Origin of the sequence: Streptomyces sp. NPDC048623, from assembly GCF_040650755.1 — a bacterium.
GTDB lineage: Bacteria > Actinomycetota > Actinomycetes > Streptomycetales > Streptomycetaceae > Streptomyces.
Genome location: NZ_JBEZHV010000022.1, coordinates 131,714 through 145,489, shown reverse-complemented (window position 1 = coordinate 145,489; position 13,776 = coordinate 131,714). Strand labels below are relative to the sequence as shown.

General features: G+C 74.9%; 12 protein-coding genes and 2 pseudogenes. 6 read left to right on the top strand and 8 right to left on the bottom strand.

The features are described 5' to 3' along the window. Positions 1 to 520: 520 nt before the first annotated feature. The 4 genes from AB0C73_RS28030 to AB0C73_RS28015 form a co-directional block, all read right to left on the bottom strand. A complete protein-coding gene (locus AB0C73_RS28030) occupies positions 521 to 898 on the bottom strand; it encodes an STAS domain-containing protein (RefSeq protein WP_362535522.1) in 378 nt (125 codons plus the stop codon). 146 nt (positions 899 to 1,044) lie between these two features. Next, complete coding sequence (locus AB0C73_RS28025) at positions 1,045 to 1,947, bottom strand: universal stress protein (protein ID WP_362535519.1); 903 nt, start codon at positions 1,945 to 1,947, stop codon at positions 1,045 to 1,047. Between the two features lie 155 nt (positions 1,948 to 2,102). Beyond that, positions 2,103 to 3,743: an FAD-dependent oxidoreductase gene (locus tag AB0C73_RS28020; protein WP_362535516.1), complete on the bottom strand. Its 1,641-nt coding sequence runs from the start codon at positions 3,741 to 3,743 to the stop codon at positions 2,103 to 2,105. Positions 3,744 to 3,798: 55 nt separating this feature from the next. Next, the gene (locus AB0C73_RS28015) at positions 3,799 to 4,713 is read right to left on the bottom strand and encodes a diiron oxygenase (RefSeq protein ID WP_362535513.1); all 915 of its coding nucleotides are present in this window, start codon (positions 4,711 to 4,713) and stop codon (positions 3,799 to 3,801) included. A gap of 156 nt (positions 4,714 to 4,869) precedes the next feature. Here AB0C73_RS28015 and AB0C73_RS28010 point away from each other — a divergent pair, with 156 nt between their 5' ends. Continuing rightward, complete coding sequence (locus AB0C73_RS28010; RefSeq protein WP_362535510.1) at positions 4,870 to 5,310, top strand: DUF4440 domain-containing protein; 441 nt, start codon at positions 4,870 to 4,872, stop codon at positions 5,308 to 5,310. 42 nt (positions 5,311 to 5,352) lie between these two features. Here the strand turns inward: AB0C73_RS28010 and AB0C73_RS28005 are convergent, their stop codons facing one another. Further along, positions 5,353 to 7,353: a serine/threonine-protein kinase gene (locus AB0C73_RS28005; protein ID WP_362535507.1), complete on the bottom strand. Its 2,001-nt coding sequence runs from the start codon at positions 7,351 to 7,353 to the stop codon at positions 5,353 to 5,355. A 230-nt stretch (positions 7,354 to 7,583) separates the two neighbouring features. Between AB0C73_RS28005 and rpmG the strand changes: the two genes are divergently transcribed. The 3 genes from rpmG to AB0C73_RS27990 all read left to right on the top strand — a co-directional run bounded on the left by rpmG (position 7,584) and on the right by AB0C73_RS27990 (position 10,476). Further along, positions 7,584 to 7,748: a 50S ribosomal protein L33 gene (gene rpmG, locus AB0C73_RS28000; RefSeq protein ID WP_362535504.1), complete on the top strand. Its 165-nt coding sequence runs from the start codon at positions 7,584 to 7,586 to the stop codon at positions 7,746 to 7,748. Between the two features lie 103 nt (positions 7,749 to 7,851). Further along, positions 7,852 to 8,775 (top strand): LysR family transcriptional regulator, encoded by a 924-nt coding sequence (locus tag AB0C73_RS27995; protein WP_362535501.1) that lies wholly within the window; start codon positions 7,852 to 7,854, stop codon positions 8,773 to 8,775. 339 nt (positions 8,776 to 9,114) lie between these two features. Next, positions 9,115 to 10,476, top strand: a complete 1,362-nt coding sequence (locus AB0C73_RS27990; RefSeq protein WP_362535498.1) for a carbohydrate-binding protein — start codon at positions 9,115 to 9,117, stop codon at positions 10,474 to 10,476. A 185-nt stretch (positions 10,477 to 10,661) separates the two neighbouring features. Here the strand turns inward: AB0C73_RS27990 and AB0C73_RS27985 are convergent, their stop codons facing one another. Further along, the gene (locus tag AB0C73_RS27985) at positions 10,662 to 10,970 is read right to left on the bottom strand and encodes a hypothetical protein (protein WP_362535495.1); all 309 of its coding nucleotides are present in this window, start codon (positions 10,968 to 10,970) and stop codon (positions 10,662 to 10,664) included. Between the two features lie 109 nt (positions 10,971 to 11,079). Next, positions 11,080 to 11,916, bottom strand: a complete 837-nt coding sequence (locus tag AB0C73_RS27980; RefSeq protein WP_362535492.1) for a hypothetical protein — start codon at positions 11,914 to 11,916, stop codon at positions 11,080 to 11,082. A 257-nt stretch (positions 11,917 to 12,173) separates the two neighbouring features. On the opposite strand from AB0C73_RS27980, the pseudogene AB0C73_RS27975 reads away from it, so the two are divergent. Next, positions 12,174 to 12,599 (top strand): annotated as a pseudogene (locus tag AB0C73_RS27975) (discoidin domain-containing protein); the annotation flags it as partial. A gap of 114 nt (positions 12,600 to 12,713) precedes the next feature. Continuing rightward, positions 12,714 to 13,406, top strand: a pseudogene (locus tag AB0C73_RS27970) (chitosanase); the annotation flags it as partial. 64 nt (positions 13,407 to 13,470) lie between these two features. Here the strand turns inward: AB0C73_RS27970 and AB0C73_RS27965 are convergent. After that, complete coding sequence (locus AB0C73_RS27965; RefSeq protein ID WP_362535489.1) at positions 13,471 to 13,755, bottom strand: hypothetical protein; 285 nt, start codon at positions 13,753 to 13,755, stop codon at positions 13,471 to 13,473. Between the last annotated feature and the right edge of the window lie 21 nt (positions 13,756 to 13,776).

Genomic DNA, 13,776 nt, shown 5'->3' with positions numbered 1-13,776 from the left:
CGGAGCTTGCCGCCCCCCGCGGTGACCAGGACGTCGCACCGGCCCCCGCCGACTGCGCTCACCGTTGCCGGCGGTCACGGGACCGTGCCGGAGCCCCGGGACCTCCGGGCCTCGGGGACCAGCCGAAATGCCGCCTGGACGGCTTGGGGCCTGCCCGGCGGATCATGGCCGGGGCCGCGGCGCCTGGCACGGCACCTCGCTGCTTCCCCTCGGCCCTGGCGGGCCTGGGGAGACTCCACCCCGAAGCGCCCCGATAGCTCCGCTGTCGAGACGCTCCGGCGCCTTGCGATTGCTTCCCCTCGGCCCTGGCGGGCCGGGGGCCGGACGCTGCGGCTGTCCGACCCGGACTCGCCGGCCAGGCCCGGGTCCGGCCGGCGACTCCGGGTCCTCGTGGGTGCGGCGCACGCGTCGGACGCCCGCGCCGAGCGGCCGGCCCCACCCCCCACGGGCCGCGCCCGCGGGCACCGCTGCCTGGGCGTGGGTCCGGTGGCCCGTCGCTCCCCGGTGGCTCGCCAGGCGCCTACACCCGCAGCCGACCCGGCCGGCCCGGGTGCCGGGCCGGTGGTGGGTCCGGTGGGGTCGGGTGCAGGACGTCGTCCAGGGTGGCGAGGCGGATCAGGCGCAGGATCGGCGGCTGGTCGCAGATGAGGCGCCAGGCCGCGCCGCGTCGGCGGACGCGCTGGGCGCAGCGCACCAGGAGGCCGAGGCCCGAGGCGTCGCAGAACGTGACGTGGCGCAGGTCGACGGTGAGCGCGGACGCCTCGCGAGCCAGCACGTCGAGTTCGGGCCGGACGCGCTGCACCAGCACCAGGTCGAGCTCTCCGTACAGCTCGACCGTCGTCAGGCCCTCGCTCGACCGTACGGCGAGATCGGCCTCGCCGTGTCGGATCAGATGCATGGACACGCTCCACTGGATCGGTCCCCGTGCAAGAGAGGGTCCCGGCACCTCCGGAGGCAGACACGTTTCTCCACATCCGCCATCACCCGAAGAGGTGAACACCTCGTATTTCCGCCCGCGCCGGCGATCACGCGGCCCTGATCCACTCACTCTTTCGGCGCGGGCGGCACCACCGCGACCGGGCAGTGCGCGTGGTGCAGCACCGCGTGGGCGACCGACCCCATGAGCAGCCTCTCGATCCGGTGCCGGCGGTGGCGCCCCACGACCACCAGGCCCGCCGCCAGGGAGTCCTCGACCAGCCGCCCGGCCGGGTCGACGGGCGTGACCGTCGGGATCACCTCGACCTCCGGACGCCGCTCGGCGAAGGGCCGCAGCCGTTTTTCCTGACGCCGGGTCGTGCTCTCCACCAGGTCCAGCGTCTCGTCCGGCATCGGCGGCGGCACCTGGAGCGCGGGCGCCGGCGCGCCGATGAGCAGCGCGGGGGAGGGCGGCACCGGATACGAGGTCACCACCTCCAGCGGCACCCCGCGCCGCCGCGCCGCCTCGAAGGCGAAGTCCACGACCTCGTCGGCGGTCTCGTCGACCTCAAGACCGAGCAGCACCCGCCCCGCCGCCGCCCCGCCCTCCAGCGACGCGGCCCGCGCCTCGTGCGGCACCACGACCACCGGGCACGGCGCCGCCGCGGCGAGCGCCCGGCTGTTCGACCCCAGGAGCAGGCTCTTGAAACCGCCGCGCCCGCGCGAGCCGACGACAAGGAGCCGGGCCCGTCCGGCCGCCTCGACCAGGGCGTCCACGACCGAGCCGTCCAGGGACGCGTACCGCACGTCGAGCCCCTCGGCGCGCGGCCCGACCTCGGCGGCGAGGGCGTCCACGACCGTGTCGGGCAGCTCCGCCGCCGGGCCGAGCGAGGCGATCCTGGCGCTGCCCAGCTGGAGCGCCTCCGCGCGCACATGGGCGACGGTCAGCGGCGCGGCCAGGCTCCGTGCCGTCTGCAGCGCCCACTCCAGGGCCCGCAGGCTGTGCTCGGAACCGTCGACCCCGACCACCACGGGAGAATTCTCACTCGTCCTCATGCTGTGCACTCATATCGGGAGTGTTCACCACGATACGGGTGCCACGCCGGAGAAGCCGGTACGACGAAGGGGCGCGGGGCTCCGTGCGCCCTGCGCCCCCCGCCCGTGCCCGGTTCAGCTGCCCGTCCGGTTCAGCGCCCCGCCCGGCGCCGCCCCCGTGCGGCGGCGACCAGCTCGGGCAGCGTGCCCAGCTTGACCCGCGGCCGGCCGGACTCCTCGCCGCGCGCCCGTTCGGCCCGCTCGATCGCGGCAAGCCCGCGCGCGTCCACCACGTGCCGGGCCCGGCTCCGGGCGAGCCGGTCGAAGGCGCGGGCGGTGCCGGTGGGCGCCGGCAGGGTGCCGTCGACGGCGTCCGCGAGCAGGGTGCCCACGGTCTCCGCCGCGCAGGTGCGGTTGGCGCCGATGCCGCCGGACGGGCCGCGCTTGATCCAGCCGACGACATAGGTGCCGGGCCGGCCCTCGACCCGGCCGCCGGTGTGCGGCACGGTGCCGGTCGTCTCGTCGTACGGCAGTCCCGCGACGGGCAGTCCGCGGTAGCCGACGGCCCGCAGCGTGAGCCCGGCCGGGATGTGCGTGCTTCCCGCGGGCCCTGTGACGCGCACGGCCCCGTCCAGAAGCTCCTCGGGCGCGGAGTGGAAGCGGAAGACGATGCGCCGCTCCTGGCCCGGCGGCCGGGTCCAGTCGACGCTCTCCCGTACGGCGCCGCGCAGCAGCGCCGCCTTGTCGCGGGGCCCGGCCGCCTCGACGGCCTCCCACGCCCGCGGGTCGTGGTCGTCCACCACCAGGCGGACGCCCGGCAGTTGCCCGAGGGCCAGGAGTTCGGGCGCGGTGCACGAGAGGTCCTCGGGGCCGCGCCGCGCGAGCAGCACCACCTCGCGCACGGCGGAGGCGCGCAGCGCCGCGAGCGCGTGGTCGGCGATGTCCGTCGCCGCCAGGGTCTCGGGGTCCGCGACCAGGATGCGGGCCACGTCGAGCGCGACGTTCCCGGCGCCGACCACCACGACCCGCTCGGTGCCGGACAGGTCGACCGTGTCCGGCGCGACCTCGGGGTGCGCGTTGTACCAGGCGACGAACGCGGTCGCCGAGACGCTTCCGGTGCGCTCCTCGCCCGGGGTGCCGAGCCGCCGGTCGGCCGCGGCGCCGACCGCGTACACGACGGCGTCGTGGTGCGCGGCCAGTTCCTCCGCCGTGAGGTCCGTACCGACGTCGACGCCGAGGTACATCCGGACCCGCGGATGGGTGTGGAAGCGGGCGAAGGTCTCGCCGATCCGCTTGGTCGCGGGATGGTCGGGAGCCACGCCGTAACGCACCAGGCCGCCCGCCACCGGCAGCCGGTCGACCAGGGTCACCTCGGCGCCGGTGTGCAGGAGCAGGTCCTCGGCGGCGTACATGCCGGCCGGGCCGGTGCCGACGACCGCGACCCGCAGGGGCGCGAAGTCGGACGGCAGGGAGCGCGCGAACGACGGTGCGCCCCAGGCGTGGAAGGTGGGCGCGTCCGCCGGCGCCTCGCGCGGCGCGCGGTCCTCGTAGAAGGCCGCGTTCACGGCGGCGTACGCCTCCTGCCCGGGCCGCAGCGCGTCCGCCGGGAAGATCGCGTCGACCGGGCAGGCGTCGGCGCAGGCGCCGCAGTCGATGCAGGACCGCGGGTCGATGTAGAGCATCTCGGTGCGGCCGAAGTCCGGCTCGTCGGGCGTCGGGTGGATGCAGTTGACCGGACAGACGGCGACGCAGCCGGCGTCGTTGCAGCAGGTCTGGGTGATCGCGTAGGTCATGGCGTCGTCAGCTCGCGGGGCTCCGGGGCGGGGACTGGTGGGAAGGGGGGAGGGGTCAGATGAGGTGGGCGCGGCGGTAGACCGCCACCGCCGGGCGGGTGAGCAGCCCTGCCGAGCCCAGGAACTCCATCAGGCCCGCGCAGCTCGCCCGCATCATCGACTTGTAGTGCTCGTTGGACCTCGCCTCCGCGAGGGCGCGCTCGACGTCGAGCCCGGCCTTCTCGTACGCCTCACGGCTGACCATGCTGGTCACGATGAAGTACGAGGCGAGGGAGACCACCAGGGCCTGCACCCGGCGGCGCAGCCGGCCCGCCCCGCGCAGCCGGGCGAGGGTCTCCTCGCGGGCGAACTTCATGTGCCGCGACTCCTCGACCACATGGATGTTGTTGATGGTCCGCACGAACGGGACCACCCGCTCGTCGCGCATCCAGTCGCGCTGCATGACGTCGAGCACCTCCTCGGCGACGAGGATCGAGGCGTACGCCGCCTCGCCGACGGCGAGCGTCTTGAAGGCCCGGCCGAGTTCGAGGACGAAGCGGTTCGGGCGGTAGGCGGGGGCGCCGAGCTTGGCGGCGCCGCGCCCGAACATGATCGAGTGCCGGCACTCGTCGGCGATCTCGGTCAGGGCGAACTGGAAGCGCGGGTCCGTCGGGTCCTTGGCGTACATGTCCCGCAGCACCAGCTGCTGCAGGATCATCTCGAACCAGATGCCGGTGCTGGCCACGCACGCCGACTCCTGCCGGGTCAGCTCCTTGCGCTGGGCCTCGGTCAGCTCCTGCCAGTAGCGGGTGCCGTAGAGGGTGCTCCACTCGGGGCTCATCCCGTGGAGGTCCTTGTCCATCGGGGTGTCCCAGTCGACCTCGACGGCGGGGTCGTACGAGAGCTTCGCGGACGACTCGAGCAGCCGGCGGGCCGCCTCGCGCTCGGGCAGCCGGGTCTGGTCCGCCGGCTGGACGGTGCTGCTTGCCATGGTGCGGCTCCTTCGAGGACCTCGGACGGAACGGCGCTTGTTAGACACCGTGTCTAGCAAGCTGTTGGACGGACCGTATAGCAAGACGGCGCGCACGCCTACCCGTCGGTACCGAATTCGTTTGTCCGAGGCCCCCGGGAAGGGGAGGATGCGCCCATGACCGACGCGAGTGACACGAGTGAGTACGGCGCCGAGTGCGGCGCCGAGTGCGGTGGCGGGAACGCCGGGGAGCGGGCCGCGATCGCCGCGGCCGTCGACGGCGAACTGCGCCTGCACGACCCCGCCGTCCGGGCCTCGGCCGACGGTGTCCGGCTGCTCGACCCCGAGTTCGTCGAGATCGGCGCCTCGGGGCGGCGCTGGACGTACGAGGAGATGGTCGCGGCGCTGCCCACCCTGCATGGCACGGGCGCGGACAGCCCGCGCATCGAGGCCTCCCGCATGCGCGGGGTGCTCCTCGCCCCGGACCTCGTGCACCTGACGTACGAGAGCGTCATCGCCGGCCGCCGGGCGCGCCGAAGCTCCCTGTGGCGCAAGGGCGAGGGCGACACGGGATGGCGGCTCTACCACCACCAGGGCACCCCGGTCCCGGAGGGGTGAACCGCCGGGCCGGGGGGTCCTGGGTCCTGGGTCCTGGGACCGCTAGGACCCCTGGGAGCCCTGAACCGCGCCGTTCTGCCAGACCGTCAGGTCCAGCGTCATGTACGTGCTCGGCGAGTCCTCCGCAGAGAAGGCCTTCACCGTGACCAGGCCCATGTGGCCCGTGCCGGTGGTGACGCACACCTGGCGGCCGGGGGAGAGCTTGTTGATGTACACCTCGCGGGTGAACCGTGTGTCCGCCCGGCACGCGGCGAGGGAGCCCTCCTGGCCCGGGTCGAGTAGCACCAGGTTGCCGCCCGTGCTCTCGGCGTCGAGGTAGCCGCCGGTGTCGTACGACAGGTCGTAGTTGCCGTCCTCACCGTCCTGTGGGCGGACGACCTGGTCGCCGAGGGTGAGGTGATAGCCGGCCGTCAGGTTGATGTCCTGGTACTCGACCGGCTTCGGGTCGGCCTTCGCCGTCGGCTTCGAGCCCGACGTCGAGCCCGACGTCGAACCGCCGCCGGAGCCGGAGGACGCGCTGCTCGACGAGCCCGAACCGGTGCTCTGGCCGCTCGACTTGCCGCCGTTGGAGGCCGAGCCGCCGCCCTTGTCGTCCTTGTTCGTCAGGACGTACGCGACACCCGCGCCGCCCGCGCCGAAGACGAGCGCGGCGGCCAGCGCGACGAGCAGCGTCCGCTTGGCGGCGCTCCTGGGCGCCGGCGGCTGCCCGCCCGGGACGCCCGGCGCACCCGGCGCACCGGGGTATGGCGTCGGGTACGTCTGCCCCGTCGGGTAGGTGCCCGTGGCGACCGGGTACGTGCCCGTGCCCGGGTACGTGACGGGGGCCGGGTGCGGCATCGGCGCGGGGGCGGGGGCGGCCGCGGGGACCTGGGTCGGGGCGTAGCCGTGTCCCGGGTGGAGCGGTGCCGGTGTCGGGGCCTGCGGGGTGCCGGCGGCCGGTGCCACGGGCGCGGCGGCGGTCGGGGGATAGCCCGGCGGCGGCGTCGCGGCCGCCGTCGGCGTGTACCCCGGGGCGGGGCCGGCCGGCGCGGTGGGCACATACCCGGGCGGGGGCCCCGCCGGTGTCGCGGGGGCCGCCGGGGCCGTCGGCGGATGCTGCGGTTCCGGCGCGGGCGCGGGAGTCGCGGTCCGCACGGAGATGTCGGCGGAGACGGCACCCGGCAGCCAGTCCTCGGGGCGGCGCAGCACGGTCGCCGCGTTCGCCTGCTGGCACAGGCCGATCACCTCGGCGACCGACGGCCGCTCCTCCGGGTCCTTCGCGAGGCAGCGGGTGGCCAGCTCGGCCAGCCGCTCCGGGACCGCGCTCAGATCGGGCTGCTCGTGCACGATCCGGTACAGCACCCCGTGCCCGGTGCCCTCGCCGAACGCGGGCACGCCCGTCGCCGCGTACACCGCGACCTGGCCGAGCGCGAAGACGTCGGTGGCCGGGGTGACCCGGCGGCCGGCCGCCTGCTCGGGGGCCATGAAGGACGGCGTACCGATGGTGACGCCGCTGCCGGTGAGGGAGGTCGCGTCGGCGGCGTGCGCGATGCCGAAGTCGATGACGCGGGGGCCGTCGGAGGCGAGCAGCACGTTCGACGGCTTCAGGTCGCGGTGCACGAGCCCCGCGCCGTGGATGACCTGCAGCGCCTCGGCCATGCCCGCGACGAGCAGCAGCACCGTCTCGGGCGGCAGCGCGCCGTGCGCGACGACGGCGTCGGCGAGCGAGGGGCCCGGCACGTACGCCGTCGCCAGCCACGGCCGGGTCCCCTCGGCGTCCGCGTCGATGACGGGCGCGGTGAACAGCCCCTGCACGCGCTGTGCGGAGCGCACCTCCTGCGCGAAGCGGCGGCGGAACTCGGCGTCCTCGCCGAACTCCGGCCGGATCACCTTGACGGCGACGGGGCGGCCGCCGGGCGTGTACGAGAGGTACACCTTGCCCATGCCGCCGGCGCCGAGGCGGGCGGCCAGCCGGTAGCCGGCGACCATCGTCGGGTCGTCGGCGGCGAGCGGCTGGAAGACCGCCGATGCGTCGCCGGTGCTGCCCGGCTGCTGACCAGTCATCAGTATCTTTCTCCCCGTGCGGAACTGCGTATCCCGGTTTCCCGCCCGGCACCCTATCCGCTGTTGCGCGTTCCCGTGACCCCGGAGGGTGACGACCGGGGGAGGAGGGGGCGGGGAAGGGCTCCGGGCGGGGTGGGAATGCGGGGGACGGGGGTGCGGTTACACGTGACGAGGCTGACATGCCCGAGTCAAACGAGCTCGACGGCGGCAGCCGGTGAGGAGCAGTACGCATGGCACGCACCACCCAGCGCCCCGTGGTCACCCTCCGGTCCACGGCGGGCACCGGTGTCACCTATGTGACCCGCAAGAACCGCCGGAACGACCCCGACCGCCTGGTCCTGCGCAAGTACGACCACGTCCTGGGCGCCCACGTCGACTTCCGCGAGGAACGCTGACCGACGACCGGCCCCGGCCGCCCCGCCGTCGTGGGCGGCCAGGGCCGGCTGAACTCCCGCACTGGTATGGACCTTTTCGGTCGTCTAGCCTCAAGCTCACTGCATGGACCTGGAGTTGAGGCACCTCAAGACGCTCCGCGCGATCGCCGAAGCCGGCAGCCTCACCCGGGCCGCCACCGCCCTCGGGCTCGCGCAGCCCGCGCTCAGCGCGCAGTTGAAACGGATCGAGCGGGCGCTCGGCGGAGCGCTGTTCGAACGCGGGCGGGACGGGGTGCGGGCGACCGCGCTCGGGGACCTGGTCCTGGAACGGGCCCGGGTCGTCCTCCCCGCCGTCTGCGGACTCCAGGAGGAGGCGGTGCGGTTCGCGCGGGAAGGCGCGGCCGGACACCGGCTCGGCGGCACGCACGGACCGCTGCTCGGCGGCCTCGTCGACCGGCTCGCCCGCACCGGACCGGGCGCGCCGGTCACCACGTACACCTCCTGGTCCGAGCGCGAGATCGCCGGCGGGGTGGCGGCCGGCCGGCTCGACTTCGCGCTCGTCGGGGTCTGCGGCGAGAGCAGCCCGCCCGAGGCCGGGCGGCTGGCCTGGACGGAGGTCGCCCGCGACCCCGTGCACGTCATGCTCGCCGCCGGCCACCCGCTCGCCCGCCGCCCCGAGATCGACCTCGCCGAGCTCGCCGCCGAGGCCTGGACCGACGTGCCCGGCGACGGCTGCTTCGGTGACTGCTTCGCCGCCGCGTGCGTGCGGGCCGGCTTCACCCCGAGCTGCGTGTACGAGACGGACACCGCCTCCTGTGTGCATCTCGTGCAGGTCGGCCGGGCCGTCGGACTGTGCCGGGCGACCTTCCCCGCCACGCCCGGCCTGGTCACCCGCCCGCTCGCCGGCACCCCGCTGGTCTGGCGCCATCTGCTCGGCTGGCACCCCGAGGGGCGCGCCGCGAGCCGCGCCGCCGCCGTCCTCGGGCACGCCCGCGCCGCCCACGCCGACGCCCTCGCGCGCAGCGCGTCCGGACGTCATGACTCCTAGGGCGTGTGTCGAAAGTCCCGTCTGCCGGGAGGCGCCCTGCACGCACGCTCGCCGCGTTGTCAGTCGTCGGCGCAGCACGCTGCGCTCTCCTCCCTCCGCCTTGCGATCTTCCCCTCGGCCCTGGCGGGCCTGGGGAGGCCCCATGCACCGGACGCCTCCTTGCCCGCCCTGCGGGCGGACGACGCTGCTTTCGACACACGCCCTAGGGCCCGCGCAGCCGCAGCGAGGGCGCGGCCATAACGCGATGGCAGGGGCCGACTGACAACTCCCGTGCGGGCCGTGGGATTTCTACGGTTTCGGGAGTTCCCCCACCTCCCCCGCGAAACCGAGGAGATCCGCATGCTGCGACGCTCCGTCCGCGCGGCCGGCACCGTGCTGGCCGCTGCCGGACTGGCGCTGGCCGCGCTCCAGGCCGTCCCCGCCACCGCGCAGACCCCGTCCGTCCCCGCCGCCCGGACCGCCACCGACACGCTCGGCGCCTCCGCCGCCCAGGCCGAGGTCCTTCAGGCCATGCAGCGCGACCTGGGTCTGAGCCGGCCCCAGGCGCTCAGCCGGCTCGCCCACGAGGCCGAGGTCGGCGCCACCGCCGCCCGAGTGCGGCAGGACATCGGCGGCGCGTTCGCCGGCGCCTGGGTCGACGGGCCCGAGTCCGCCACCCTCACCGTGGCCACCACCCGGGCCGCCGACCTGCCCGCGATACGTGCCACTGGCGCGCACGCCCGCCTCGTGGCGCACAGCCTGACCGCCCTGGAGCGCGCCCGGTCCGTCCTCGACCGGGCCGCCACGGCCGACGCCCCCGTCCGCTACGTCGACGTGCGCACCAACCGGCTCGTCGTCGAGGAGGCCCGTCCCGGCGCCGCCGCCCGGCTGCTCGCCGCCACGGGCGTGGCCCGCGAGCTCGTCACGGTCGTCCGCACCGCCGAGGCGCCCCGCCCGCTCTACGACATCCGGGGCGGCGACGCGTACTACATGGGCGGCGGGCGCTGTTCGGTCGGCTTCCCCGTCACCCGCGGCACCACCCAGGGCTTCGCCACCGCCGGCCACTGCGGCCGGGCAGGCACCGCCACCAGCGGCTTCAACCAGGTCGCCCAGGGAACCTTCCAGGCCTCCATCTTCCCCGGCAACGACATGGCCTGGGTGGCCGCCAACACCAACTGGACCGCCACGCCGTACGTGAAGGGCTCCGGCGGCGCCGACGTGCAGGTCACCGGCTCCGTCCTGCAGCCCGTCGGCGCCTCCGTGTGCCGCTCCGGCTCGACCACCGGCTGGCACTGCGGCACGATCCAGCAGCACAACACCAGCGTCACCTACCAGGAGGGCACCGTCTCGGGCGTCTCCCGGACGACGGTCTGCGCCGAGCCGGGCGACTCGGGCGGCTCGTACATCTCCGGCAGCCAGGCGCAGGGCGTCACCTCGGGCGGCTCGGGCAACTGCTCCAGCGGCGGCACGACGTACTTCCAGCCGCTCAACCCGATCCTGCAGAACTACGGCCTGACGCTGAAGACGACCGTCTCCGACCCGGGCCCCGGTGACCCCGGCCCCGGCGACCCGGAGCCGGGCGGCACCTGGAAGGCGGGCACCGTCTACGCGGCCGGTGACGTCGTCACGTACGGCGGCGCGAGCTACCGCTGCCTCCAGGGCCACCAGGCCCAGACGGGCTGGGAGCCGCCGAACGTCCCGGCCCTCTGGCAGCGCCTCTGAGCACCGGCCGGGCAGACCGGAGCGGGCCGCACCATGCCGTGCGGCCCGCGCCCCCCGGCGGGCACCCACCGCCGGGCACCGCGAGCCGCCCCCCGGCTCCGCTCCCCCGCCCCGACCTGCACGGGCGCCCTTCCGCCTCCGAGACCACCCACTCTCCACGTGTGCCGGCCCGCTCCGCCGTGCGGTCACCCTCGGCGGTCCACCGAGAGCAGCACCCGGGCGGCGCGCAGCAGCACGGCGGGCCTGGTGAGGGCGCGCGGGTGCTCGACCATGTTGACGACGTTCAGATAGGTGGTGTTGACCTCGGCGTCGAGGACGGACGCCTCGGTGATCCGGTCGCCCGCCCAGCGGAGCAGCCGGTAGCCGGGCGGGTAGGGGCCGGTGACGTGCGGCTGGGCGAGGTCGGCGGTGGTGGACAGCTGCCAGGCCGCGTCGACGACGACCGCCGCGCGCCGGAAGTACCCCCACGCGGGCGTGTCCGCGCGGCCCGCCACGGAACGCAGGTGCGCTGCCAGGGAGTTGGCCTGGAGGGCGGCGAGCGTCAGGCCCTGACCACGGCCCGCTTCATCCGCTCCCCTGCCGATCCGACGCCCCGCCGGGACCCTACCGCCCCCGCTCGGCGAACGCCGCCTCGAGCCCGGCGACATGGCGCGCCTCCGCCTCCTTGCGCACGGCGGCGAAACGCCGGTCGACGAGCAGCACGGGCACCAGCCACAGCCAGCCGCACCACCTGACCGGGAACCCGACACCCCACTGGCGCAGCACCACGTTGGTGGCGAAGGCCAGAGCCATCGAGACCGACCAGACGGCGGTGCGGTAGCGGCCGAGCAGCCGCACCGGCGCGTTCCACGGCCCGGACAACGCCTCGACGGTCGCGGCGCGGACGACGGCCTCGCGGTCGGTGGGATCCACGGTGACCGCGGACCCGTTGGGCCCGTCGCCCCGGGCCAGGTCGTCGGCGAGGGCGCGCGCCTGGGCCTCGGTGTTCCACGCCTTGTCGTGCGCCGCCACCGACTGCTCGGCCATCCGCATCCGCACGTCGTCCCAGTAGCCGCGCCGGGCCCACCGCTCGACGGCCTCGACCCGCCCGGCCTCGGCCGAGCGGGGCGCCAGCTCCTTCAGCCGCTTCGCCAGACCGGCGGCGCGGCCCGCCCGTCCGGGCCGGTCGAAGCCGTCGGCGCGCAGACAGAGTTCGGCGTAGCCGGCGAGCAGCCCGAGGTGGTCCGGGTCGAGCGCGAGGCCGGCCCGGAACGCCCGCTCCGCCTCGTCGTCGTGGTCGTCCTCGTCCTCGGCGACGTGCCCGAGGGCCAGCCAGCAGTACAGATCGGGATGGGGCCCGAGCTCGTCCATCCCCTCCTGGGCGGACCGCCGGACGGCGGCGTTGCCCCCGGCGACGAACAGCTGCTCACAGCGGTCCTGCCACGCGTCGAGCGTGCTCATGCGCATTCCCTCCCGAAGAAACCACCCCCCCCTGGGGTCGCGCAAGTGTGCGATGCGCGGAACTCCAGGTCAAGCGGCTTCCGGGGCCCACGCGTATCGCTCGGCGACGCCGTTTCAACTCCCTTTGCCGTCCGCCCCCTTGCGGCGCGCCACGCCGCCCCATACGCTCCAGCCTCAAGTTAGGAAGCTTTCCTAACTTTTCTTGGTCAGGAACACGTCCACCTGAACACGGGACCACCCCGAGAAAGTGGAGCCACATGCCCCCCACCATCAACGCCCTCCGCCGCCACCGCACCGCCGCCCTCGTCGCCGCGGCCGCGACCGGGCTCCTGCTGCCCGCGATGTCCGGGCTCATGCCCGCCGCCAGTGCCGCGGCCGGGAACCTCGCGCAGGGGAAGTCCGTCACCACGTCGTCCAACGAGACCAGTTCGTTCACCGGGACCAAGGCGGTCGACGGCTCCACCACCACCCGCTGGGCCAGCGCCGAGGGCGTGGACAACCAGTGGATACGGATCGACCTCGGCGCCGGCACCGCCGTCAAGCGGGTCGTCCTCAAGTGGGAGGCCGCCTACGCCAAGGCGTACCGCGTCGAGCTGTCCGACGACGGCTCCACCTGGCGCCAGGTGTACGCCACCACCACCGGCGACGGCGGCACCGACGACCTCGCCGTGAGCGGCACCGGGCGCTACCTCCGGGTCTTCGGCACCCAGCGCGCGACCGCGTACGGCTACTCCCTCTGGGAGGTCGAGGCCTACGGCACCGGCTCGACCACCCCGCCCCCGTCGACCGGCACCAGCCTCGACGACCCGCGGAAGAAGGAGATCGCCATGAAGCTGGTCTCCTCCTTCGAGAACTCCTCCCTCGACTGGCGCGCCCAGTTCGCCTACATCGAGGACATCGGTGACGGCCGCGGCTACACCGCCGGCATCATCGGCTTCTGCTCCGGCACCGGCGACATGCTCGACCTCGTCGAGCGCTACACCCAGAAGAAGCCGGGCAACCCGCTCGCCCGCTACCTGCCCGCCCTGCGTGAGGTCAACGGCACGGACTCCCACGAGGGCCTCGACCCCGGCTTCACCTCCGCCTGGCGCCAGGCTGCCCAGGACTCCGTCTTCACCCAGACGCAGGAGGAGGAGCGCGACCGGGTCTACTTCAACCCCGCCGTCTCCCAGGCGAAGTCGGACGGCCTGCGCGCCCTCGGCCAGTTCGCCTACTACGACGCCGCCGTCATGCACGGCGAGGACGGCTTCCGCTCCATCCGCGCGGTCGCCATGTCCCGGGCGACGCCGCCCTCGCGCGGCGGCAACGAGAAGACGTACCTGAACGCCTTCCTCGACGCCCGTGAGGAGGAGATGCGCAAGGAGGAGGCCCACAGCGACACCACCCGCGTGAGCACCGCCCAGCGCCGCTTCCTCAACGAGAACAACTACGACCTCAACACCCCGCTGTACTGGAGCGTCTACGGAGACCCGTTCTCCATCACCAGCTGAGTCCTGGTGGCATGACGGCGGCGGTACGGGGTGGCAGGCCCGCCCCGTGCCGCCGCCGTCGTCGTCATCTGCCGCGCCCGCGCCGGACCAGCCGGAAGCGGGCGCGCCACCGGCCGCCCGGCCCGTCCGGCGCGGGCAGCGGGGCCTTGCGGCGGGCCTCCGCCGTGATCTCCTGGTGCGCCTCGTACGAGGTGATCCGGTACGCCTCCTCCCACGCGGCGAGCGCCGCCCGGGCGCCGCCACCGGCCGTGCCCCGCCGCCGCACCCGCGCGGCGAGCCAGGCGCAGCCGCCGAGGACCGCGGCCAGGCCGCCGAAGATCGCCGCGAGAGGAAGCACCGTACCGCCCATGGTGCCGAGGCTAGCGGCTCC